Origin of the sequence: Pseudomonas sp. SGAir0191, assembly GCF_002812565.2 — a bacterium.
Classification (GTDB): domain Bacteria; phylum Pseudomonadota; class Gammaproteobacteria; order Pseudomonadales; family Pseudomonadaceae; genus Aquipseudomonas; species Aquipseudomonas parafulva_B.
Window position 1 is genome coordinate 3,565,659 of the sequence record NZ_CP025035.2, and the last position, 23,687, is coordinate 3,589,345.

The 23,687-nt window shown below is 62.9% G+C and carries 18 protein-coding genes; 4 read left to right on the forward strand and 14 right to left on the reverse strand.

The features are described from left to right. Positions 1-6: 6 nt before the first annotated feature. From CWR53_RS15935 to mtnA, 9 genes are all read right to left on the reverse strand, one after another. Entirely contained in the window at positions 7-942 is a 936-nt protein-coding gene (locus tag CWR53_RS15935) for an AEC family transporter (protein WP_100852028.1), read from the reverse strand. Between the two features lies 1 nt (position 943). Then, a complete protein-coding gene (locus CWR53_RS15940; RefSeq protein ID WP_058605605.1) occupies positions 944-1,819 on the reverse strand; it encodes a carboxylate/amino acid/amine transporter in 876 nt (291 codons plus the stop codon). A 153-nt stretch (positions 1,820-1,972) separates the two neighbouring features. Beyond that, a complete protein-coding gene (gene rpsA, locus CWR53_RS15945) occupies positions 1,973-3,649 on the reverse strand; it encodes a 30S ribosomal protein S1 (RefSeq protein WP_003252673.1) in 1,677 nt (558 codons plus the stop codon). A gap of 124 nt (positions 3,650-3,773) precedes the next feature. Continuing rightward, positions 3,774-4,460, reverse strand: a complete 687-nt coding sequence (gene cmk, locus CWR53_RS15950) for a (d)CMP kinase (protein ID WP_058637582.1) — start codon at positions 4,458-4,460, stop codon at positions 3,774-3,776. After that, complete coding sequence (locus CWR53_RS15955) at positions 4,457-6,697, reverse strand: bifunctional prephenate dehydrogenase/3-phosphoshikimate 1-carboxyvinyltransferase (protein WP_100852029.1); 2,241 nt, start codon at positions 6,695-6,697, stop codon at positions 4,457-4,459. Before CWR53_RS15955 ends, cmk begins: the two co-directional genes overlap by 4 nt. Before the next feature lie 77 nt (positions 6,698-6,774). Continuing rightward, positions 6,775-7,869 (reverse strand): prephenate dehydratase, encoded by a 1,095-nt coding sequence (gene pheA, locus CWR53_RS15960; RefSeq protein WP_058605607.1) that lies wholly within the window; start codon positions 7,867-7,869, stop codon positions 6,775-6,777. Next, positions 7,869-8,954 carry a 3-phosphoserine/phosphohydroxythreonine transaminase gene (gene serC / locus CWR53_RS15965; RefSeq protein WP_100852664.1) on the reverse strand — a complete coding sequence of 362 codons (1,086 nt, stop codon included), beginning with the start codon at positions 8,952-8,954 and terminating at the stop codon, positions 7,869-7,871. The genes pheA and serC overlap by 1 nt, the downstream gene beginning before the upstream one ends. Positions 8,955-9,090: 136 nt before the next feature. Then, on the reverse strand, positions 9,091-11,856 hold the full coding sequence (gyrA, locus tag CWR53_RS15970) for a DNA gyrase subunit A (RefSeq protein ID WP_058605608.1): 2,766 nt from the start codon (positions 11,854-11,856) through the stop codon (positions 9,091-9,093). Positions 11,857-12,245: 389 nt separating this feature from the next. Then, positions 12,246-13,322, reverse strand: a complete 1,077-nt coding sequence (gene mtnA / locus CWR53_RS15975) for an S-methyl-5-thioribose-1-phosphate isomerase (protein ID WP_058605609.1) — start codon at positions 13,320-13,322, stop codon at positions 12,246-12,248. 357 nt (positions 13,323-13,679) lie between these two features. Between mtnA and ubiG the strand changes: the two genes are divergently transcribed. Genes ubiG through CWR53_RS15990 form a run of 3 tightly spaced genes read left to right on the forward strand, consistent with a single transcriptional unit; the run spans position 13,680 to position 15,819 of the window. Further along, a complete protein-coding gene (gene ubiG, locus CWR53_RS15980) occupies positions 13,680-14,378 on the forward strand; it encodes a bifunctional 2-polyprenyl-6-hydroxyphenol methylase/3-demethylubiquinol 3-O-methyltransferase UbiG (RefSeq protein WP_058605610.1) in 699 nt (232 codons plus the stop codon). 2 nt (positions 14,379-14,380) lie between these two features. Beyond that, positions 14,381-15,052: an N-acetylmuramic acid 6-phosphate phosphatase MupP gene (mupP, locus tag CWR53_RS15985; protein ID WP_100852030.1), complete on the forward strand. Its 672-nt coding sequence runs from the start codon at positions 14,381-14,383 to the stop codon at positions 15,050-15,052. Positions 15,053-15,078: 26 nt separating this feature from the next. After that, positions 15,079-15,819: a YciK family oxidoreductase gene (locus CWR53_RS15990; protein ID WP_023533782.1), complete on the forward strand. Its 741-nt coding sequence runs from the start codon at positions 15,079-15,081 to the stop codon at positions 15,817-15,819. Between the two features lie 103 nt (positions 15,820-15,922). Here the strand turns inward: CWR53_RS15990 and CWR53_RS15995 are convergent, their stop codons facing one another. From CWR53_RS15995 to CWR53_RS16015, 5 genes are all read right to left on the reverse strand, one after another. Further along, positions 15,923-16,708 carry a TenA family transcriptional regulator gene (locus CWR53_RS15995; protein ID WP_058605612.1) on the reverse strand — a complete coding sequence of 262 codons (786 nt, stop codon included), beginning with the start codon at positions 16,706-16,708 and terminating at the stop codon, positions 15,923-15,925. A 34-nt stretch (positions 16,709-16,742) separates the two neighbouring features. Next, the gene (locus tag CWR53_RS16000; protein ID WP_058605613.1) at positions 16,743-19,199 is read right to left on the reverse strand and encodes an EAL domain-containing protein; all 2,457 of its coding nucleotides are present in this window, start codon (positions 19,197-19,199) and stop codon (positions 16,743-16,745) included. 306 nt (positions 19,200-19,505) lie between these two features. Then, the gene (locus CWR53_RS16005; protein ID WP_100852031.1) at positions 19,506-19,826 is read right to left on the reverse strand and encodes a hypothetical protein; all 321 of its coding nucleotides are present in this window, start codon (positions 19,824-19,826) and stop codon (positions 19,506-19,508) included. Further along, positions 19,823-21,187, reverse strand: coding sequence for an acyclic terpene utilization AtuA family protein (locus CWR53_RS16010; RefSeq protein WP_100852032.1), 1,365 nt, complete (start codon positions 21,185-21,187; stop codon positions 19,823-19,825). Before CWR53_RS16010 ends, CWR53_RS16005 begins: the two co-directional genes overlap by 4 nt. Continuing rightward, positions 21,188-22,480, reverse strand: a complete 1,293-nt coding sequence (locus CWR53_RS16015) for a CitMHS family transporter (protein WP_058637572.1) — start codon at positions 22,478-22,480, stop codon at positions 21,188-21,190. It abuts the gene before it with no gap. 129 nt (positions 22,481-22,609) lie between these two features. Between CWR53_RS16015 and CWR53_RS16020 the strand changes: the two genes are divergently transcribed. Further along, entirely contained in the window at positions 22,610-23,482 is an 873-nt protein-coding gene (locus CWR53_RS16020) for a LysR family transcriptional regulator (protein WP_100852033.1), read from the forward strand. Positions 23,483-23,687: the final 205 nt, after the last annotated feature.

Below are 23,687 nucleotides of genomic sequence, written 5' to 3' on the forward strand. Positions count from 1 at the left end.
GCTCATTCATTGCGCATACCCCAATGCGTACAGCAGCGCCGTCAAGGTGAGCAGCGAGACTACCGTTGACCAGAGAATGGTCCTGGATATCAACCCCGCATCCCGGTTGTAGTACTCCGCCAGCATGAACGGCCCAGTGCCGGTGGGCAGCGCGGCCAGCAGCACGGCCGAGGCGGCCCACATCTCGGGCAGGTGAAACACCTTGTAGGCCAGGACCCAAGTCAGCGCCGGCTGGCCGACCAATTTCAACACTACCAGCGGCCAGGGGCTGGCCTGTGCGCGCGGCTGTTTCTCTGCCAGAAATGCTCCGAGCGACACCAATGCACAGGGCGTGGTGGCCAATGCGAGCATGTCGAGCAAGTGCATCACCGGTTCGGCCAGCCCCAGCCCGGTCATGGCCCACGCTGCACCTGCCAGCGGCGCGACGACCAGCGGGTTCTTGGCCAGCGCCCTGAGCACCAGACCCACGGCGCGGCCCACCTCGGGCTCATCCTGCAAGCCGATCTCGATCAGCATCAGCGACAGGGCAAATACCAGGCAGACCACGATCAACGACGAAATCAGCGCTGGCTGCAAGCCAGGCTGACCGAACAGCAGCAGGCACAAGGGAATGCCGATGTAGCCGGTATTGGCGTAGCCGGCACTCAGCCCATCGATGCTCGACGCCACTAATCCATGGCCGCCACGCAGCCGCCACAGCAGGGTAATCGCAAACATCGCCAGCGCCCCGGCGCCAAATGCGGCGATGAACCCAGGGTGCCAGATTTCGGCCCAGGTGGCCGTGGCGGTGACCTTGAACAGCAAGGCCGGCAGGCACAACCAGACCACCATCTTGTTGATTTCGGCCGCCGCCTTGTCGCCCAATTTGTTGGTGCGGCGGCACAGGTAGCCGACGATGATCAAGGCGAAGATCGGTGCAACAATCACGAAAACGGTATGCATGTCAGGCTTTGCCGGGCATCGGGGCCTGTGCCCGTCCACTGAAACGACTCAACCATACCGACCCCAGAATAATGGCACCGCCTGCCAGCAGCCGTCCAAGCGGTTCATGCTGGTTCCAGATCAGCAGGTTGAGCAGCAGCCCCACTGGTACGTGCAGGTTGTTCATGACGGCAAGTGTGCCACCCGATACCAGGCAAGCTCCCTTGTTCCACCAGTACAGGCCCAGCGCCGTGGGGCACAGCCCCAGAAACACCAAGACGCCCCATTGCACCGAGGTGCTGGGCAGGTGTGCGCTGTTGCCGAACAACACAAACGCAGGTAGGACCACCAACAACGCCCCCAGGTAGAAATAGCCGAACCGCGCATAGTGCGGCAGGTCGCTGGGGAACCGGGCAACCAGATGCCGATACAACACCTGGCCCGCGGCATACGTGAAGTTGGCCAACTGCAGCAACAGGAAGCCCATGAAAAATTCGCCACTGATGCTGTCGAAGCGAATCACTGCCGCTCCGGCCACAGCCACCAGCGCTGCCACCAGCGCCCATGGGTTGAACCGCCGATTCATGGCGTCTTCGATCAGAGTCACGTGCAGCGGTGTAAGAATGGTGAACAGCAACACCTCAGGTACGCTGAGCACACGAAAGCTCAAGTAAAGGCACACGTAGGTGATGCCGTACTGCAAGGCGCCTATCAGCAGCATCGAGCGTACAAAGCGCGGTTCTACTTGCCGCCAACGGGTCAACGGCAGAAAGACCAAGCCCGCCAGCACCACGCGGGCAAGCACGGCAAAATAACTGTCGACGTGACCGGCCAGATACTCGCCTATCAAGCTGAAAGAGAACGCCTGGATAAGCGCGACGATGATCAGATAGCCCATGGTTGTCTCTCGAAAATCAAGGTCGGGACCTTAGCGGGTTGAGGCAAGCGAGTTCAACCACGAAAAACGTAGGGTCACACCCCAAGCAGGCGTAGATAACGCCCATAAAAAAGGGCGACCCGAGGGTCGCCCTTTCTACCGATCAAACAGAACTCAGTTCTGCTTGGCCATTGCTTCGCGCAGCAGCGCAGCCATGGTGGTATCGGCAGCCGCTTCCGGAGCGTTTTTCAGGCTCTGGATGGCTTCACGCTCTTCAGCGTCGTCCTTGGACTTGATCGACAGGCTGATGACACGCGATTTGCGGTCAACGCTGATGATCTTGGCTTCGATCTCTTCGCCTTCCTTCAGAACGTTACGCGCGTCTTCAACGCGGTCACGGCTGATTTCGGAAGCTTTCAGAGTGGCTTCGATGTCGTCGGCCAGGGTGACGATGGCACCTTTGGCGTCAACTTCTTTCACGATGCCCTTGACGATAGCGCCCTTGTCATTGACAGCAACGAAGTTGGAGAACGGATCGTCTTCCAGCTGCTTGATGCCCAGGGAGATGCGCTCGCGCTCTGGATCAACCGACAGGATGACGGTTTCCAGCTCGTCGCCCTTCTTGAAACGACGTACGGCTTCTTCGCCGGTTTCGTTCCAGGAGATGTCGGACAGGTGAACCAGACCGTCGATGCCGCCGTCCAGACCGATGAAGATACCGAAGTCGGTGATCGACTTGATGGTACCGGTGATCTTGTCACCCTTGTTGAACTGGCCGGAGAAGTCTTCCCATGGGTTGGACTTGCACTGCTTGATGCCCAGGGAGATACGACGACGCTCTTCGTCGATGTCCAGAACCATGACTTCCACTTCGTCGCCAACCTGAACGACTTTCGACGGGTGGATGTTCTTGTTGGTCCAGTCCATTTCAGAAACGTGTACCAGACCTTCAACGCCTTCTTCCAGCTCAGCGAAGCAGCCGTAGTCGGTCAGGTTGGTTACGCGAGCCTGTACGCGAGTACCTTCTGGGTAACGGGCAGTGATAGCTACCCACGGATCTTCGCCCATCTGCTTCAGACCCAGCGAAACGCGGTTGCGCTCGCGGTCGAACTTCAGAACGCGTACGTCGACTTCGTCGCCAACGTTAACGATTTCCGATGGGTGCTTGATACGCTTCCAAGCCATGTCGGTGATGTGCAGCAGGCCGTCGATACCGCCCAGGTCCACGAATGCGCCGTAGTCGGTGAGGTTCTTGACGATACCTTTGACTTGCTGGCCTTCCTGCAGGGTTTCCAGCAGGGCTTCGCGCTCGGCGGAGTTCTCGGCTTCCAGCACGCTGCGACGGGAAACGACAACGTTGTTGCGCTTCTGGTCGAGCTTGATGACCTTGAATTCCAGCTCTTTGCCTTCCAGGTGGGTGGTGTCGCGCACTGGGCGGACATCAACCAGGGAGCCCGGCAGGAACGCACGGATGCCGTTAACGTCGACAGTGAAGCCGCCCTTAACCTTACCGTTGATAACGCCCTTGACCACTTCTTCGGCGGCGAAAGCTGCTTCCAGAACAATCCAGCACTCGGCGCGCTTGGCTTTTTCACGGGACAGCTTGGTTTCGCCAAAGCCGTCTTCGACCGCGTCCAGCGCAACGTGCACTTCGTCACCGACCTTGATGGTCAGCTCGCCAGCTTCGTTGTAGAACTGCTCGAGCGGGATGACGCCCTCGGACTTCAGGCCAGCGTGTACGGTAACCCAGTCGCCGTCGATGTCGACAACGATACCGGTGATGATCGCACCCGGCTGAAGATTGAGGGTTTTCAGGCTTTCTTCAAAGAGTTCTGCAAAGCTTTCGCTCATTTTAATTCCTGTAGATTCGGGCGAAACAGACGCCCATCGCCACATTCCAGACAATGTGGGTTTCGTTTAGATAAAGGAAGGCGGGCAGGACGTTGACTGGTGCCCCTGCCTGCCTTCCTGGTTATCAGAGGAGATCGCGCAAGGCGAGCTCGCTCCTGATACGTTGCAACACCTGCTCGATGGACAACTCGGTTGAGTCCAACTGAATGGCGTCGGCCGCAGGTTTTAGCGGGGCCACTGCACGTTGGGTGTCGCGCTCGTCACGCGCACGAATCTCATCCAGCAGACTCGACAGACTAACATCTTCACCCTTGCCCTTCAACTGAAGGTAACGGCGGCGGGCACGTTCCTCGGCACTGGCGGTCAGAAACACTTTCAGCGGCGCGTCCGGAAACACCACCGTGCCCATGTCACGACCGTCGGCGATCAGGCCTGGCGCCTCGCGAAAGGCGCGCTGGCGCACCAGCAGTGCATCACGCACCGCAGGCAGCGAAGCGACCATCGAAGCGCCGGCACCGACGGTTTCGGTGCGGATCACGTTGCTGACATCCTCACCCTCGAGAATGATCTGCTGCAGTTTACCGGGCTCGGCGGCAATGAATTGCACATCCAGATGGGCGGCAAGTTGGGTCAGCAGTTCCTCATTGGTCAGGTCCACGCCGTGGTTGCTGGCATTGAAGGCCAGCAGACGGTACAGCGCGCCCGAATCCAGCAGCCGCCAACCCAGCTCGCGTGCCATCAGACCGGCCACGGTCCCCTTGCCGGAACCACTGGGTCCATCAATGGTGATGACCGGCGTCAAGGTGCTCACGACTTGCCCTCTTCGGCCACGCGGATGCCAACCTCAGCGCACAGCGACAGGAAGTTGGGGAACGAGGTGGCGACGTTGGCGCAGTCATGGATACGAATCGGCGCGCTGGCGCGCAGCGATGCCACGCTGAAGGCCATGGCAATGCGGTGGTCACCGTGCCCATGCACCTCACCACCACCCAGTTGCCCGCCGTCGATGATGATGCCATCGGGAGTGGGCTCACACTGGATGCCCAGGGTCATCAAGCCGTCGGCCATCACCTGGATGCGATCGGACTCTTTCACCCGCAATTCTTCGGCACCGCGCAACACGGTACGCCCTTCAGCGCAGGCAGCGGCAACGAACAGCACGGGGAACTCATCGATGGCCAGCGGCACCAGCTCTTCAGGGATATCGATGCCCTTGAGCTTGGCACCGCGCACGCGCAGGTCGGCCACCGGCTCACCACCGACTTCACGCTGGTTTTCCAGGGTGATATCGCCACCCATCAGGCGCAGGATGTCGATGACGCCAGTACGGGTCGGGTTGATGCCGACATGTTCGAGCACCAGCTCCGAACCCTCGGCAATGGACGCCGCCACCAGGAAGAACGCTGCCGACGAAATGTCCGCAGGCACTTCGATGCGAGTCGCGGTCAGCTTGCCGCCAGCTTGCAGCGAAGCGACCGGGCCGTTTGTTTCGACCGAATAACCGAAGCCGCGCAGCATGCGCTCGGTGTGGTCACGGGTCGGCGCAGGCTCGGTGACGGTGGTCTTGCCTTCGGCGTACAGGCCAGCCAGCAGCAGGCAGGATTTGACCTGGGCACTGGCCATCGGCAGGGTGTAGGTCAGCGCCTTGAGTTTGCTGCCGCCACGAATGGTCAGCGGCGGACGGCCGTCCGGACCGGTCTCGACCACAGCCCCCATTTCGCGCAGCGGGTTGGCCACCCGGTTCATCGGGCGCTTGGAAAGCGAGGCGTCGCCGGTCATGGTGACGTCGAACGACTGGCCGGCCAGCAGGCCCGACAGCAGGCGCATCGAGGTACCGGAGTTGCCCACGTACAGCGGGCCAGGCGGTGGCTTAAGGCCGTGCAGGCCGACGCCATGGATGGTCACGCGGCCCTGATGAGGGCCTTCGATGACCACGCCCATGTCGCGAAAAGCCTGCAAGGTCGCCAGGGCATCCTCACCTTCGAGGAAACCCTCGACCTCGGTGGTGCCTTCGGCCAGCGAGCCGAGCATGATCGAGCGATGGGAAATCGACTTGTCGCCCGGTACGCGGATTCGCCCATTCAGGCGGCCACCGGGTTGGGCCAGGAAAATCAGATCGTTGGCGTTCATAGCGTCCACATAGGCCCGGCGGGCCAGGATTTTACTGAAATGCTCGCGGGCAAACCGAGCGCGGGTGAAAACACCCAGCAGCTGGTGCCCGTCCCCTTCAGCGATCGCGTCGCGCAGGGCGTCGAGATCACTGCGATATGTATCGAGTGTGCGCAGGACAGCGTCGCGGTTGGCGAGAAAAATGTCATGCCACATGGTCGGGTCGCTACCGGCGATTCTCGTGAAATCGCGAAAACCTCCCGCAGCGTACCGGAAGATGTCCAGGTTTTCATTGCGCTTGGCCAGCGAATCGACCAGCCCGAAGGCCAGCAGATGTGGCAAGTGGCTGGTCGCGGCCAGCACTTCGTCATGGCGCTCGACCGGCATGTGCTCAACGTCAGCCTCCAGCGTACGCCACAGGCGATCGACCAGGGCCAGCGCTGCAGGGTCGGTTTCGGCCAGCGGCGTGAGGATGACCTTGTGCCGACGGAACAGGCTGGCGTTGGACGCCTCCACCCCGCTCTGCTCGGAGCCAGCGATGGGGTGGCCAGGCACGAAGCGCGACAAGCGCTCGCCAAGCACCGAACGCGCTTCGCGCACGACGTTGCCCTTGGCACTGCCAACGTCCGTGATCACGGCCTCACCCAGATCGAGCCGGGCCAGGCGCGCCAGAACTTTCTCCATGGCCAGAATTGGCACGGCCAGTTGGATCACATCGGCGCCAAGGCAGGCCGTGGCCAGGTCCTCTTCGCAGCGGTCGACCACGCCCAGGGCAACGGCCTGCTTGCGCGACGGCGCATCGAGGTCGACGCCGACCACTTCGCGGCACAGGCCGCTTTCACGCAGGCCTTTGGCGAACGAGCCACCGATCAGACCGAGGCCGACCACCACCAGGCGGTCGATGATCGGGGCGGGTTTGGTGTTTGCTGCTTTTACCACTGGTATGAACCCTGTACGAAAATCGAGGCAGTCCATGAGGACTTACGGGGCCGTGCACCGACCCGGAAGGTTGCGCGTCAAAGCACCGCCTTCGGATAAGACCCCAGCACTTTCAGCGCCACCGCCTCCTGGCTGATCTGCTCTAGCACCGCCTTGATCAGCGGATCGCGATGATGGCCGACGAAGTCGATGAAGAACACATAGGTCCACTTGCCACTGCGCGAAGGCCGGGTCTCGATGCGGGTCAGGTCGATACCGTTCTGGTGGAACGGCACCAACAGCTCGTGCAGCGCACCGGGCTTGTTGCTCATCGAGACGATGATCGACGTCTTGTCGTCCCCGGTGGGCGGCACTTCCTGGTTGCCGATCATCAGGAACCGCGTGGCGTTGTCCGGACGGTCCTCGATTTTCTCGGCAAGACGGGTCAGGCCGTACAGGTTGGCCGCCATGTCGCCGGCGATGGCCGCCGAGTTCCACTCACCCTTGACGCGCTTGGCAGCCTCGGCATTGCTCGACACCGCCACACGCTCGACGTTGGGGTAATGGGCATCGAGCCACTTGCGGCACTGGGCCAGGGACTGGGCATGAGAGTAGATGCGGCTGATGCTGTCGGTCTTGGTGTTCTCACCCACCAGCAGATGGTGGTGAATACGCAGCTCCACTTCGCCACATATCACCATGTCGTGCTCGAGGAAGCTGTCCAGGGTGTGGCTGACTGCGCCTTCGGTGGAGTTTTCCACCGGCACCACGCCAAAGTTCACAGCCCCGGCCGCCACTTCACGGAACACCTCGTCGATGGCCGCCATCGGGCGACTGACCACGGCATGACCGAAATGCTTCATGGCGGCGGCCTGGGTGAAGGTACCTTCAGGGCCCAGGTAAGCGATCTTGAGCGGTTCTTCCAGTGCCAGGCACGAGGACATGATTTCGCGGAACAGCCGCGCCATTTCCTCGTTGTCCAGCGGACCCTTGTTGCGCTCCATCACGCGCTTGAGCACGGCTGCCTCGCGCTCGGGACGATAGAACACCGGCGCCTCGCCCTCGGCCAGCGACGCGGTCTTGACCTTGGCCACTTCCTGGGCGCAGCGAGCACGCTCGCTGATCAGCTCAAGAATCCTTTCGTCGAGGCTGTCGATGCGCACACGCAGCGCCTGCAGTTCATGCTCGGACATCAACCGTGCTCCTTCTCGAATTCAGCCATGTAGGCGACCAGGGCTTCGACCGCATCCAGACCCAGGGCGTTGTAGATGGATGCACGCATGCCTCCAACCGACCGGTGCCCCTTGAGGTTGAGCAAGCCACGGGCCTCGGCACCGGCCAGGAAGGCCTTGTCCAGGCGTTCGTCGGCCAGGCGGAACGGCACGTTCATCCACGACCGGGCATTGACGCTGATCGGGTTGCTGTAGAACGCGCTGGCATTGATGAACCCGTACAGCAGGTCTTTCTTGGCACGGTTGCGCTGTTCCATGGCGTCCACACCGCCCTGCTCCTTCAACCACTCGAAGACCAGGCCCGAGAGGTACCAGGCGTAAGTCGCAGGCGTGTTGTACATCGAGCCATTGTCTGCCGAGACCTTGTAATCGAGCATGGTCGGGCAACTGCTGCGGGCATGGCCCAGCAGGTCTTCCCGCACGATCACCACCACCAGCCCGCTGGGGCCGATGTTCTTCTGGGCACCTGCGTAGATCAGGCCGAACTGCGACACGTCGATGGGGCGCGAGAGAATGTCGGAGGACATGTCCACCACCAGCGGCACATCGCCGGTCTGTGGCACCCAGTCGAACTGCAGGCCACCGATGGTCTCGTTGGACGCATAGTGCACGTAGGCTGCGTTGGCGGTCAGGTTCCACTCGTTCTGGCCGGGGATGGCCAGGTAGTCGTAGGGCTTGGCGCTGGCAGCGACGTTGACGTTGCCGAAGCGGCGCGCTTCCTCGATGGCCTTTTTCGACCAGATCCCGGTCTCGATGTAGTCAGCGGTGCCGCCTTCTGGCAACAGGTTGAGCGGGATTTCGGCAAATTGCTGGCTGGCGCCGCCCTGCAGGAACAGCACCTTGTAATTGGAGGGGATGGACAGCAGGTCACGCAGGTCTTGCTCGGCCTTCTCGGCGATGGCCACGTAGTCGTCGCTGCGGTGGCTCATTTCCATGACCGACAGGCCCTTGCCGTGCCAGTCCAGCATCTCGGCCTGGGCGCGCTGCAGCACGGCATCAGGAAGCGCGGCAGGGCCTGCGCAGAAGTTAAAGGCTCGTTTGCTCACATCCACTCTCGCTCTGCCAAATAGAACAACATCGTAATTCGGTGGCCCAGGCCCGCTTGGGGCCTTTGCAGGCCAAATGCCTGGCTTGATCAGTCAAACGGGGCGACCTTGGTCGCCCCGTTCGGGTTCAGCGCACTTACTCTTGCGGGGCCTCTTCGGCGCCCGCCGCATCTTGCTCGTCAGGGGCCTGGGCCTCCACGCCCTCCTCGTCCAGCTCGATAAGCGCATCGAGCTCTTCCTCGGACGGCTCCTGGATACGCTCAAGGCCCACCAGCGTCTCGTCGGAGGCCAGCTTGATCAGCGTCACGCCCTGGGTGTTACGGCTCAGGCTGGACACCTCGCCGACCCGGGTACGCACCAATGTGCCTTGATCGGAAATCAGCATGATTTCCTCACCTTCCTGCACCTGGATGGCGCCGATCAGCAAACCGTTGCGCCCCTTGGTACCCATGGCGATCACGCCCTGGCCGCCACGGCCGCGACGGGGGAACTTGGACAGCGGGGTACGCTTGCCATAGCCACGCTCGGACGCGGTGAGGATCTGCGCGCCGGACTCCGGGATCAGCATCGAAATGATCTGCTGGCCCTTGCCCAGCTTCATGCCGCGCACGCCACGGGCGGTACGGCCCATTTCGCGCACCACGCTCTCGGCAAAGCGGATGACCTTGCCGGCGTCGGAGAACATCATGACTTCCTTGGCGCCATCGGTGATGGCCGCCGCGATCAGGGTGTCGCCTTCCTTGAGCTTCAGGGCGATCAGGCCGTTGGAGCGAGGACGGGCGAACTGGACCAGCGGCGTCTTCTTGACGGTGCCGGAGGCGGTGGCCATGAAGATGTAAGCGCCGGTAGGCTCTGCCGCCCACTCGGGGGTGTCGCCTTCTTCCTCGTCCACTTCCTCCACTTCGACCAGCTCGCCTTCGAGCACGGTGTCATCGGCGTCTTCGAGTTCTTCTTCGAGGTCGGCGTTCTGCTGCAAGGCTTCAAGATCGACCTGCAACATGGCGGTGATGCGCTCACCCTCTTCCAGCGGCAGCAGGTTGACCAGCGGGCGACCACGGGCAGCGCGGGACGCCTCGGGGATTTCGTAGGTCTTCTTCCAGTACACCTTGCCCTTGCTGGAGAACAGCAGCAGGGTAGCGTGGCTGTTGGCGACCAACAGGTGCTCGATGTAGTCCTCGTCCTTCACGCCGGTGGCCGACTTGCCCTTGCCGCCACGGCGCTGGGCCTGGTAGGCGGACAATGGCTGGGTCTTGGCATACCCGCCATGGGAAATGGTCACCACACGCTCTTCTTCCGGGATCATGTCGCCGTAGTTGAGGTCGTGGCTGGCATTGAGGATTTCGGTGCGACGGGCATCGCCGTACTCGGCGCGAATCGCTTCGAGCTCTTCGCGGATGACTTCCATCAGGCGCTCGGCGCTGTTGAGAATGCGGATCAGCTCACCGATCTGTTCCAGGATTTCCTGGTACTCGGCCAGCAGCTTCTCGTGCTCCAGGCCAGTCAGGCGGTGCAGCCGCAGGTCAAGGATGGCCTGGGCCTGTTCCGGCGAGAGGTAGTACTTGCCGTCGCGCAGGCCATACTGTTCAGGCAGGTCGGCCGGGCGGCACGACTCGGCGCCGGCACGTTCGACCATGACCTGCACGGCACTCGATTCCCAGGCGGTGGACACCAGGGCTTCCTTGGCCTCGGACGGCGTGGGCGAGGCCTTGATCATCGCGATGACCGGGTCGATGTTGGACAGCGCAACCGCCTGGCCTTCAAGGATGTGGCCGCGCTCACGCGCCTTGCGCAGTTCGAACACGGTGCGCCGGGTGACCACTTCGCGGCGGTGGCGCACGAAGGCTTCGAGCAGGTCCTTGAGGTTGAGCAGCCGCGGACGGCCATCGACCAGGGCGACGACGTTGATGCCGAACACGCTCTGCAGCTGGGTCTGCGAGTACAGGTTGTTGAGCACCACCTCCGGCACCTCGCCGCGACGCAGCTCGATGACGATGCGCATGCCGTCCTTGTCGGACTCGTCGCGCAGCTCGGTGATGCCCTCGATCTTCTTCTCTTTGACCAGTTCGGCGATCTTCTCGATCAGACGCGCCTTGTTCAACTGGTACGGCAGCTCGGTCACGACGATCTGCTGGCGACCGCCCACCTTGTCGATGTCTTCGACCTGGGAGCGGGCACGCATGTAGATGCGGCCACGGCCGGTGCGGTAGGCCTCGATAATGCCCTGGCGGCCGTTGATCAGGCCGGCGGTAGGGAAGTCAGGACCGGGGATGTGCTGCATCAGCTCATCGATGGTGACGTCCGGGTTATCGATCAGCGCCAGGCAGCCATCGATGACTTCGCCCAGGTTGTGCGGCGGAATGTTGGTGGCCATGCCCACGGCGATGCCGCTGGAACCGTTGACCAGCAGGTTGGGAATACGCGTCGGCATGACCGCCGGGATCTGCTCGGTGCCGTCGTAGTTGGGCACCCAGTCGACGGTTTCCTTGTGCAGGTCGGCCAGCAGCTCATGCGCCAGCTTGGCCATGCGCACTTCGGTGTATCGCATGGCCGCGGCGTTGTCGCCGTCCACCGAACCGAAGTTGCCCTGGCCGTCGACCAGCAGGTAGCGCAGCGAGAAGGGCTGGGCCATACGCACGATGGTGTCGTAGACCGCAGTGTCGCCGTGCGGGTGGTACTTACCGATCACGTCACCGACCACACGGGCGGATTTCTTGTACGGCTTGTTCCAGTCGTTGCCCAGTTCGCTCATCGCAAAGAGAACGCGGCGATGCACGGGCTTCAAGCCGTCACGCGCATCGGGCAGCGCTCGCCCGACAATCACGCTCATCGCGTAGTCGAGGTAAGACTGTCTCAGTTCGTCTTCGATATTGACCGGGAGGATTTCTTTGGCCAGTTCGCCCATGAGAAGCCTGATTCCTTTTTCTGGTGAAACTTCGCAGCGCCATCAAGGGCCGAACGAAGCTCGCCGCCGCAGTGCACTCGCCCGCGACGACTTACGACAAATCAATGAGTTGTGCCATGGATCTGCGCAATGAAGACCGCCGCACAGCGGGGTCTTGGAAACTGCCGGATATTACCACAACGGCAGGGGTAGTGGGAGATGCGGCAAGCGGCCAGCCGGGCCGCGAATTCATGCCCAGGCCGAGGGGCCCGCGCCGTGGTGCAAGGTAGCCGCGAGCACCACCAGGCCCGCTTTCGACAGCGTGCCCGGCAGGGGCGCCCAGGCATGGAAAAACGCCTGCCGAGGGCCACGTCCGGCAGTCGAGCGCAACGCAACTGCTGTGTCGCCCTTCAGTGCAAACGCTTGCGGCACATCATCTGCGCCAGCTTGGCCGTATCCGGGCGTTCGATGATGCCGCGCTCGGTCACGATCACATCGATCAGGTCCGCCGGGGTCACGTCGAAGACCGGGTTGAACACCTCCACCTGCGGCGCCACCCGAGTGCCGGCATAGTCGAGCAGTTCATCCGGTTCGCGCTCTTCAAGCGGGATGTCGTCGCCCGTTTCCAGGTTCAGGTCGATACTGCTGCTCGGGGCCACGACCATGAAGCGCACCCCATGGTGCATGGCGCTGACCGCCAGTTGGTAGGTACCGATCTTGCTGGCCACATCTCCATTGGCAGCGATGCAATCAGCGCCGACGACGACCCAAGTGATGCCCTTGGTCTTCATCAGGTGCGCCAGGGCCGAATCGGCGCACAGGGTGACCGGCAGGCCTTCGTTGGCCAGCTCCCAGGCCGTGAGCCGCGAACCCTGCAGCCACGGGCGAGTTTCCCCGGCGTAGACCCGCTCCACCATCCCTTCCAGAAAGCCTGCGCGAATCACACCCAGCGCCGTTCCGAAACCGCCGCTGGCCAAGGCCCCGGCATTGCCATAGGTCAGCAGCGTCTGGGCATTGCCCTGGTGCCGACGGATCAGCTCGGTGCCGTGTTGGGCCATGGTCAGATTGGCCTCGCGATCGCTTTCGTGAATGGCCAGCGCCTCGGCTTCCAGCGCACCCAGCACATCTTCGCCGGGACGCAGGCGTTGCAGGCGCTCGCGCATGCGGTTCAGGGCCCAGAACAGGTTGGCTGCGGTAGGGCGCGCCTCGGCCAGGAGCATGAAATCCTCTTCAAGGTCCATCTCCCAGTCGCCCCCTTCGGCCAGGCGCTCCTCGGCGGCCAGTACCAGCCCATACGCCGCCACAATGCCGATGGCCGATGCGCCACGCACGGCCATGTCGCGAATGGCGGTGGCCACCTGCGCGACAGTGTCGCAGGCCAGCCAGTGCTCCTGGGATGGCAGCAGGCGCTGGTCGAGCAGATGCAGAACGCCGCCCTGCCAGCGGATTCCGGTCACCTTCTCGGCCGCCAAAAGTTGCTCGCGCATCACCTCTCCCCGTCGTTCGCGTATCAAAAGCCGGCGATTATAGCGACCCGGCGCCCTGAGCGCTCGGGTATACTTCGGCCTTTTCGAGCGCAAGCTGCGCGCCGCAGACACCCGGCAGCACAAGCAAGGTTGGGCACAGAGCCGCTGGCCGAAGCACCACCAACGCCCGCTCTCTGGCGTGGGCCTGCCAGGCCACGCACAGAAAGCTGCCGCAAGCTCTGCGGGCAAAAGGCTCATGGCGTCTGACAAGACAAGCCTGACGCCGTGCGAACGCTTGGGCCAACGCTACCGTCTGTATGTCATGCACCTTGCAGCTTGCCACGTGAAGCTGATTCCCACGTTTCTGAGGACTGTTCAATGAGCAACGTCGACCGCGCTGAAATCGCCAAATTCGAAGCGCTGGCCCACCGCTGGTGGGACCGCGAGAGCGAGTTCAAGCCGCTGCACGATATCAACCCGCTGCGCGTCAACTGGATCGACGAGCGCGCCCACCTTGCTGGCAAGAACGTGCTGGACGTGGGTTGCGGCGGCGGCATCCTCAGCGAAGCCATGGCCCTGCGCGGCGCTTCGGTGACCGGCATCGACATGGGCGAGGCGCCCCTGGCCGTTGCCCGCCTGCATCAGCTGGAATCGGGTGTGGAGGTCGAATACCGTCAGGTCACGGCCGAGGCCCTGGCCGAAGAAATGCCCGGTGCCTTCGACGTGGTCACCTGTCTTGAGATGCTCGAGCACGTGCCTGACCCCTCATCGGTGATCCGCGCCTGCTACCGCATGGTCAAGCCAGGCGGCCAGGTGTTCTTCTCCACCATCAACCGCAACCCCAAGGCCTACCTGCTGGCCATCGTCGGCGCCGAGTACATCCTCAAGATGCTCCCGCGCGGCACCCACGACTTCAAGAAATTCATCCGCCCCTCCGAGCTGGGTGCCTGGAGCCGCGTCGCCGGCCTTGAGGTCAAGGACATCATCGGCCTGACCTACAACCCGCTGACCAAGCACTACAAGCTCAGCAGCGATGTGGACGTCAACTACATGATCCAGACCCTGCGCGAGGAATAAGCATGCGCCTGCGAGCGGTACTCTTCGACATGGACGGCACCTTGCTGGACACGGCGCCCGACTTCATCGCCATCTGCCAGGCCATGCTCACCGATCGAGGCCTGCCGGCCGTCGACGACGCGCTGATTCGGGGCGTGATCTCCGGGGGTGCGCGCGCCATGGTGGCCGCCACCTTCGCCATGGACCCGCAGGCCGAAGGTTTCGAAGCCTTGCGCCTGGAGTTCCTGGAGCGCTACCAGCGCGACTGCGCCGTGCATACCTGCCTGTTCGACGGCATGGCCGAGCTGCTGGAGGACATCGAGCGAGGCAAGCTGTTGTGGGGCGTGGTCACCAACAAGCCTGTGCGCTTCGCCGAGCCGATCATGCAGCGCCTGGGGCTGGCTGAACGCTCGGCCTTGCTGATCTGCCCGGATCATGTAAAGAACAGCAAGCCCGACCCCGAGCCGCTCATCCTGGCCTGCAAAACCTTGGCGCTGGACCCTGCCAGCGTGCTGTTCGTCGGTGACGATCTGCGCGATATCGAATCCGGCCGCGATGCCGGCACCCGCACCGCAGCGGTACGCTTCGGCTACATCCATCCCGAGGACAACCCCAACAACTGGGGTGCCGATGTGGTGGTGGACAGCCCGCAGGACCTGCGTAAAGTCATCGACAGCGCCCTCTGTGGTTGCTGATCACCGCTAACGCCTAAGGATCTGACATGTTCGAATACACTGCCCGCCCCGACCTGCTCAAAGGCCGGGTCATCCTGGTCACCGGTGCCGGGCGCGGCATCGGCGCCGCCGCGGCCAAGGCCTACGCTGCCCTGGGCGCCACGGTGCTGTTGCTCGGCAAGACCGAAGCGAACCTGAATGCGCTCTATGACGAGATCGAAGCGGCCGGGCACCCCCAGCCTGTGGTGATCCCGTTCAACCTGGAAACCGCCCTCGCCCATCAGTACGACGAGCTGGCGGTCATGATCGAGGAACAGTTCGGGCGCCTGGACGGGTTGCTCAACAACGCCTCGATCATCGGCCCACGCACGCCCATGGAGCAGTTGTCGGGCGACAACTTCATGCGCGTCATGCACATCAACGTCAATGCCACCTTCATGCTCACCAGCACCCTGCTGCCGCTGCTCAAGCAGTCCGAAGATGCTTCGGTGGTGTTTACCAGCAGCAGTGTCGGGCGCAAGGGCCGCGCTTATTGGGGCGCCTACGGCATCTCCAAGTTCGCCACCGAAGGCATGATGCAGACCCTGGCAGACGAGCTCGAAGGGGTGGCGCCGGTGCGCTCCAACAGCATCAACCCGGGCGCGACGCGTACGGCCATGCGCGCGCAGGCCTACCCGAGCGAGAACCCTCAGGACAACCCGCTGCCCGAGCAAATCATGCCGGTCTACCTCTACTTGATGGGGCCTGACAGCAAGGATGTGAACGGGCAGGCATTCAACGCCCAATGATGGGGTCGCCTACCTGACACAGCGTTGTGCATGTGCACTCGTCTCCCCGCCCATCGCCGAGGTGCCAGCGATGGGCGGGGCCTGCATCACGACAGCCGCGCAATCACCCCGCCGCCAACGCCGGGCTCGCCCGCTCGTGCTGGGTGGCTTCAAGCTGCATACACCGCTCCAGGAACAGGTACATGCAGTCATAGCTCTTGCAGATGGCTCGGCGCAACTCAGTGCGCAAGGCCATGCTCGGGTTCTCGCCTACCAGCGTACAGATGATCTCAAGCGCCTCCCACGGGTGGGTGTCGTCATACTGCGCGTGCATCTTCAGCCACTTCATGGCCCGCTTGCGCTGCTCTTCCGGGAAGCCCATCGCGTAGGTGTCGGTGGAACACACCACCGCCGACCACTCCCCGGTGGCCCCTTCGATGGCGTAGTTGGTGGCGGCCATGGCAATGGCCAGGTTTTCCGTGGCACACACACGCCAGCACCAATCGTTGAGGCCATTGAGCTCGGGCGGCACATCCTGGGCCTGCAGGTCGTGCAGGTGAATGCCGTGGGCGTGGGCCCAGTTCACCCAGTAGTCGGCATGGTTGAGCTCCACGCGGATATTGCGCATCAACCAGCGCCGCGCCATGTCCTCGCCTGGGTGCCGGCCATACCGGGTTTTGGTGAGGTTATGGGCCATGTACAACGAGAACTGCTCCACCACCGGCCAGCCACCGATCAGGTACTGGCGAATGGTCGCTTGCTTCAACTTGCCGTCACGCAGACGTCGATACACCTCATGGTCAACCACCCGCTGCTTGCTCTCATGGCAATCGGCAAGCAGTTGCTGGGCCCACTTGGGGTAACTGGCCGGGTCCATCAATGGCCCGATACGAACGAATGCATCAATCACTGTCTACTCCTTGTTCCTTGTGATTTCCAGCTAACTAACGAAACGTGCCAGGTGCCCGCTGCAACAGAGGCCGGGCGGCAATCCGTTGGCGATGCAGACTGTCACAGGTAAATACCTGGGGCCGCTCGATCAGATAGCCCTGGGCATAATCGACACCAATTTCCTGTAACGCTTGCTCGATCATGGGTGTTTCCACGAATTCTGCAATCGTGCGCTTGCCCATGACATGGCCGATATGGTTGATGACTTCGACCATGGCCCGATTGACCGGGTCGTCCAGCATGTCCTTGACGAAGCTGCCGTCGATCTTGAGAAAGTCGACGGGCAGATGCTTGAGGTAGGCGAACGATGACATGCCAGCACAGAAATCATCCAGTGAAAAACGACAACCCAGGCCTTTTAGCTCATTGATGAAGCGGATGGCGCTGCCCAGGTTGGCAATGGCGCTGGTTTCGGTGATCTCGAAGCAGATCATGCGCGGAGGAATAGCATATTCGGCGAACAGGCGCTGCAGGTACTCGAGGAACTTGTCATCGCCGATGCTGGCACCGGACAAGTTGATGGCGCAGGTCGATAGCGGCCCCTGGTGGCCTGCATCCAGGCATTGGCGGATGATGATGAAGACGTTGCGCACCACCCAGCGATCGAGCGCGGTAATCAACCCATAGCGTTCGGCGGCCGGGATGAAGCTATTGGGCAGTATGGTGCGCCCGCTTTCATCGTGCAGGCGCAACAGGATTTCGATGTGGCCAGGCCCCTCGAAGGCCTTCAACGGCGCGATTTCCTGGGCGTACAGACAGAACCGGTTCTCTTCCAGGGCCACGTGCAAGCGCTGAATCCAGGCCATCTCGCCAAAACGAATGGACAGCTCGCTGTCATCGGCGTGGTACACCTGCACCCGGTTGCGCCCCTTTTCCTTGGCCATGTAGCAGGCCATGTCAGCTGCCCGCAGCGACGCCTCGAGGGTGCCGGGAGCCTGGGCGATATGCACCAGGCCGATGCTGACGGTGGTCACGAACGGCCGCCCTTTCCACACGAAATGCAGGCTTTGGACCGTCTGGCGTAGCTGCTCGGCAATCCGCTCGGCCTGCTCGGACGGGCAGTTCTCAAGCAGCACGCCAAACTCATCGCCCCCTAGCCGCGCCAGGGTGTCGCCTTCACGCAGGCCCGATTGCAGCACGGCGCAGATGTGCCGAAGCAGCTCGTCTCCGGCGGCATGCCCACAGGTATCGTTGACCAGCTTGAACTGGTCCAGGTCCAGGAACATCAGCGAATGCCGCCCAGGCTGGCGCGCCAGCGCATTGAGCGCCTGCTCCAGTCGGTATTCGAACTCGCGACGGTTGGCCAGGCCGGTCAGTGCATCGTGCGTGGCCTGCCAGGAGAGGTTGGCGATGTACTGGCGCTCCTGGGTCATGTCGTGCAGCACCAGCACGATGCCATTGACCTGCCCGTCGTTGACAATGGACGAGCCCACCAGATTGATCGACACCGTACTGCCGTCCAGGCGCTGAATCAGCCGCGCATGTTCGGCGCCGCCTTTCAAACTGCCACTGAGCACCTGTTCCACCAGGCTGCGGCCCTCGTCCACATCGTGCTCGTCCACCAGGGTAAACAGTGCAGACAACGGCAGGCCCAGCGCCTGGCCGGCCTGCCAGTGGGTCAGTTGCTCGGCCGCCGGGTTCATGTAGCCGATCAAGCCCTCCACATCCGTGGTGATCACCGCATCACCAATAGCCTGCAGGGTGATCTGTGCCCGCTCTTTTTCCTCCTGCAGCGCGTTGGCAAACGCCTGGCGCTGGGCCAGCAGTTTGCTGGAGCGCCGCCAGGCGATGGTGATCAGGATCATCGCGGTCAGCAGGTTGGTGATCAGCAGTACCCGCAGCAAGACACGCGACCCCTCGCCCAGGGCATCGCTGAAGGCCTTGGCAGCCGGCGTCACCCCCTCGTTGATGGTGGCAATGCGGCTTTTCCAGGCACGGATCACCTGCTCATCGACCGGCCCGCTGGCGAAGCGCTGGTGCATCTCCCCGGCCAGCACGTTCAGCTTGGCCAGGTAATCGTCGCCGATGTCCCAGTAATTGATGGCTGTCTGCAGGTAGCTGACGGTGCGAAAGTGACGGTAGAACCAGATGATACGTTCCACGTCGTCAGGGTGGTTGCCACCTTGCAGGACGGCCTGACGGACCGCCTCCAGGTCCAGACTCGACTGATCCATGAGCTTGCGCGCGCGGTGATCGCCCTGGGGCACCACGATGGCCTGCTGATAGCGGCCATAGGTGGCTTCGTCGCGGGTGGTGGCGTACAGGTTGAGGTAGTAGATGGCGTCTTTTTGCGCTTTGGACCACAAGCTTTCGCCCGCCACGTAGGCACGCACGGCAGAAAGCGTGTAGAGGCTGAGACTACCAAGGGCGACTTGGAAAACCACCACGGCGATGAATGGCCAGGTGAGCCCGAGTAGCTTGGGCGCTTCTTGAGTGCGATGTCCCTTCATGGAGTCCCTGTCACAGAGCAGATAAGGCGCGAATCAACCCAGACAAAGCACAGCGTAGGCCATCTGCCATTAACGCGATGAAAATTTAGGGGCGTGATTTCAGTCAATGATAGCCGCCACGCCGGCTGCCTGCAGGGCGCCGTGTCTGGCTCGCCAGTTTGAGCGTGGCGCGGTGCTGGACACATTGTCGCAGACACCGCATGGAAACCGTCAATCAAGTCGTGACAGCTTAGCTTTTGATCCACTCAAGGTAAGTAACGCGGGGGCCGAGTTTGACCACCGCGCACGCCGCTGGCCACCCCCTCGTCAGAGTTCGAGGTCCAGCAGTGCCGCCCCCAGCGCCTTGCCATGGGCATCCAACGCCAGCGATCGGGTCACACCACCGCGCAGGATACCGGGCAGCACGAAGTTCAACGCCCCGAGCTGCGCCAACTCGTACCGGCGAACGGCGGGCCCTGCCGGGTCCAGAAGTTCGGCAAAGTGGGCCGTGACGCGCTCTACCGTGAGCCACTGGGACAGGCGCGGGTAGTCAGCCGAGTCGAAGACGATGACCGAGATGTTCGACGTGTCGCCCTTGTCGCCGGTACGGCTGTGGGCTATGTCCCGCAGTTTTGTCGGGGTACTCATGCCATCTCCTCCAGATGCACCTGCAAGGTCACCGCGTCCCTGGGCAGCAACAGCGAAGCCACCGCCACCACCTGACGCACCGACTTGCTCGCCCCACCGCCGCCATAGGGACCGTTGGTATAAAGGGTTTCCACCTCGTTGCCGATGCGCACCGCATCGCTTTTGGAGGCGCAGCGCGCCGCCACACGCAGCCGCACCTCCCAGGGTTCGCCCTGGGCGCGCTGGCCCAGGTCATCACCGTGCAGGGCACTGACGCCAATCAGCTCGCTGCGGATGTCGTCGCAGGCCACACCGGTCAGTTGCAGTCGCTTGCGTACGATGGCTTCGGCCAGGCGCCCGCGGGCTACTGCACCAGGGCCGCCATAGGACATCTGCCCTTCGCCGATCCAACCGTCGAGAAAACCCACCGACACCTTCAACGCCTCTGGGCGCGCGCGCCCATCGGCGCCCTGCACCAGGACCTCATCCTGGGCCAGGGCCTGAAACGCCACCTGGCTGAAATCAGCGGTCACATCGGGCGTAAGGTAAGCGGCCGGGTCATGCACTTCGTACAGCAGTTGCTCGGTGCAGGTAGCGGTATCGATGCGCCCGCCGGAACCGGCCACCTTGCTGATCACCGCATGGCCCGTTGCATCGATTTCGGCCAGTGGGAAGCCAAGGCGGTCGAGGTCGGGCACCTCCTTCACACCGGGATCGGCGAAGTAGCCGCCACTGATCTGACCTGCGCATTCGAGCAGGTGCCCAACCAGGGTGCCGCGCCCGAGCAACGTCCAGTCGTCCTCGCGCCAGCCGAACTCGAACAGCTGCGGCGCGAGAAACAGCGACGGATCGGCCACCCGGCCGGTAACCACAACGTCGGCATCGGCCTGCAAGGCCTGCACAATGCCTGCTGCGCCCACATAAGCGTTGGCTGAAATCAACCGGTCGCCGAGCTCAGCCAGGGTGGCGCCGTTGTCGAGGGTCTGTTCGGGCCGTTGCTGCAAGGTGGCGAGCACATCGTCGCCGGTCAGCGCCGCTACCTTGATACCAGGCATACCGAGTTCAGCCGCAATGCGGCGGATTTCACTGGCCGCGCCCAGTGGGTTGGCCGCCCCCATGTTGGTGATGATGCGCAGGCGCCGCCGCGTGCCGTCGGCCCCTGTGCCTACATAGGGCAGCACGCGGCGCATGCGCTCGCCGAGCAGGGGGTCGAAACCACCGTGCGGGTCGAGCAGCCGCGCTTGCTGCGCCAGGGCGATGGTGCGCTCGGCCAGGCACTCGAACACCAGGTAATCCAGTTCGCCCTGTTGCGCCAACTCGATGGCCGGCTCGATGCGGTCGCCCGAGTAGCCGGCGCCAGCGCCGATGCGTATGGTTTTCATCTAGAAAACTCCAATGACCAGGGCGGTCAAGGTCATCAGGACCGAGGCCGCGAACAGGAAAGGGATGGTAAAGCGTTGGTGATCGGCCAGTTCGATCTTGCACAGGCCGACCAGCAGGAAGGTCGCGGGGGTCAGTGGGCTGACCGGAAAGCCCGTGGTGTGCACACCCAGAAGCGAAGCCTGGGCCACTTGCATCGGGTCCACGCCCAAGGCCCTGCCCACCTCGGCGACCACCGGCATGATGCCGAAATAGAACGAATCCGGGTCGAAAAGCAGGCTCAAGGGCATGGACAGAAAGCCGACCACCGCAGGAATCAGTTGGCCGTGCCCTGCGGGAATCTGCCCCACCGCCACCTCGGCCATGGCCTTGAGCATGCCGGTGCCTTGCATGATGCCGGTGAAGACCCCAGCGGCCAGAAGAATGCTGGCCATGGTCAGGGCGGTCTTGGCATGGGCGTCGATGCGCGCCCGCTGCGCGTCCACGTTGGGGTAGTTCAGGCACAAGGCAAGCACGGTGCCGACCATGAACATCACCACCGGGTCCACCACCCCTGCGATCATGATCCCCATCACCACCAGGGTCAGCAGCAGGTTGGGCCAGAACAGGCGGGGCTTGCGCAGCTCGCGCTCGGCGTCAGTGAGCGTACGCTGATGCGGCGTGACGTCGAGTTGGTCGCGGCCCAGACCCAGGCGCCGTTCTTCGCGGCGCCCAAGCCAGTAGGCACAGGCGAAGACAAAGATCAGCCCGACGATCTGCACCGGAATCAGCGGCTGGAACAGGTCGGCCACCGGCACGTGCAGCGCTGCCGATGAGCGCAGCACCGGGCCGGTCCAGGGCAGGAAGTTGACCCCGGCCGCCATGGCCGTGACGCAGGCCAGAATGCGCTTGTCCATGCCAAGGCGCGTGTACAGCGGCAGCATCGCCGGAATGGTCACCAGGAAGGTCACTGCGCCCGAACCGTCCAGATGCACCAGCAAGGCCAGCAAGGCCGTGCCCATGACGATGCGCGTCGGGCGTGTGCCGACGCGCTTGAGGATGCGATCGATGATCGGGTCGAGCATGCCGGCGTCGGTCATGATGCCGAAGAACAAGATGGCAAAGACGAACATGCCCACGACCGGGGCGACGTTCTTGATGCCGGTGATGATGAAGGCGCTGGTTTGCAGGCCGAAGCCGCCGAGCAGCGCCGCGATGATGGGCAGGGCAATCAGGGCGACCAAGGGGGAGATGCGCTTGCTCATGATGCTCACGAGCATGCACAGGATAGTGGCGACACCGAGGGTGGCGAGCATGGGGTTTCCTCTTCGGCCTCTGGTTCGCAATTGCGAGAGAAGGCCCTGTTGTTGTTTTGCAAAAGTAATAACAACGGCGTTAGGCTCTGTGAATTGAAATATTCGGCAGGCCACGTTCGGAAAAACAAAATGAAAAATGCGGTCCAGCTCATCCGCGCGTTCCTGGCCGTGGCACAAACCGGCAACTTTTCCAAAGCGGCCGTGGCCTTGAACCTGTCGCCTTCGGCGCTCACCGTGCAGATTCGCCAACTCGAAGACTGGCTCGGGGTGACTTTGCTCGAACGCAGCCCGCGCCACGTTGGCCTGACCGCTGCCGGTCAGCATGCATTGCTGCCGATGGAAAAGTTGCTGCTCGACCTGGACAACATCGTCGAAGCGGCCCGCGACCATGCCACCTCCCGTCGGGGCGTACTGACCATCGCGGCCCTGCCCTCACTATGCTCGGGGCTGCTGCCAGGCGTGGTGCAGCGCTTTCGCGAACGCTTCCCCGGCATCGAGGTCCGGTTGCGCGACGTGGTAGCCCAGCGCATCGATACGCTGGTGCTGGAGCAAGAAGTGGATTTCGGCCTGGGTGTACAGGCGCGGCCTACCCAGGGGCTGGCGTTCAAGGCCCTGCTCGAAGATCGCCTGTGCCTGTACGTGCCGCACGACCACCCCTTGGCCAGGCGGACAGCGGTGACCCTGGCCGAAGCGGCGGCATACCCCATGCTGCTGACCGGACGGGACAGCAGCGTGCGCAACCTGGTCGAGCGGCTGTTCGCCGACGCGCGCCTGCCCCTGGCGGCAGGGCTTGAAGCCAATTACATGTCGACTGTGCTGGCCCTGGTGCGCCAGGGCCAGGGTGTTGCGTTGTTGCCCGAGTCGGCCGACGAGGGCCGTGACGAAGTGAGCAAGGTGGTGGTGGATCATCCGGGCGTGATACGAGAGATCGGCGTCATCACGCGGGCCGAACAGGTGATGGCGCCGGCCGGTGTGGAATTCCTGCGATTGCTCAAGCCTTAGTCTGGGTGTGAAAAGCTCGAGAACTCGGTTTGATGTTGTTCGTTTAGGGCCGCTACGCGGCCCATCGCGGCACAAGGGCCGCTCCTACACCCAATTCGGTAGCTTTCAAGTACGGTGCAAAGACAGTGGCTGCGCAGGTAGGGCTACACGATCTCGAGTGACACGGGACCCCTGCAGGAGCGGCCTCGCCGGGGCGCCGGACCGG

Bases quoted from the DNA above. Each gene is read 5' to 3' on its own strand.
- CWR53_RS15935 (WP_100852028.1), bottom strand. From the start codon at position 942: ATGCATACCGTTTTCGTGATTGTTGCACCGATCTTCGCCTTGATCATC.
- CWR53_RS15940 (WP_058605605.1), bottom strand. From the start codon at position 1,819: ATGGGCTATCTGATCATCGTCGCGCTTATCCAGGCGTTCTCTTTCAGC.
- rpsA (WP_003252673.1), bottom strand. From the start codon at position 3,649: ATGAGCGAAAGCTTTGCAGAACTCTTTGAAGAAAGCCTGAAAACCCTC.
- pheA (WP_058605607.1), bottom strand. From the start codon at position 7,869: ATGTCCGAGCATGAACTGCAGGCGCTGCGTGTGCGCATCGACAGCCTC.
- gyrA (WP_058605608.1), bottom strand. From the start codon at position 11,856: ATGGGCGAACTGGCCAAAGAAATCCTCCCGGTCAATATCGAAGACGAA.
- mtnA (WP_058605609.1), bottom strand. From the start codon at position 13,322: ATGCGCGAGCAACTTTTGGCGGCCGAGAAGGTGACCGGAATCCGCTGG.
- ubiG (WP_058605610.1), top strand. From the start codon at position 13,680: ATGAGCAACGTCGACCGCGCTGAAATCGCCAAATTCGAAGCGCTGGCC.
- mupP (WP_100852030.1), top strand. From the start codon at position 14,381: ATGCGCCTGCGAGCGGTACTCTTCGACATGGACGGCACCTTGCTGGAC.
- CWR53_RS15990 (WP_023533782.1), top strand. From the start codon at position 15,079: ATGTTCGAATACACTGCCCGCCCCGACCTGCTCAAAGGCCGGGTCATC.
- CWR53_RS16000 (WP_058605613.1), bottom strand. From the start codon at position 19,199: ATGAAGGGACATCGCACTCAAGAAGCGCCCAAGCTACTCGGGCTCACC.
- CWR53_RS16005 (WP_100852031.1), bottom strand. From the start codon at position 19,826: ATGAGTACCCCGACAAAACTGCGGGACATAGCCCACAGCCGTACCGGC.
- CWR53_RS16010 (WP_100852032.1), bottom strand. From the start codon at position 21,187: ATGAAAACCATACGCATCGGCGCTGGCGCCGGCTACTCGGGCGACCGC.
- CWR53_RS16015 (WP_058637572.1), bottom strand. From the start codon at position 22,480: ATGCTCGCCACCCTCGGTGTCGCCACTATCCTGTGCATGCTCGTGAGC.
- CWR53_RS16020 (WP_100852033.1), top strand. From the start codon at position 22,610: ATGAAAAATGCGGTCCAGCTCATCCGCGCGTTCCTGGCCGTGGCACAA.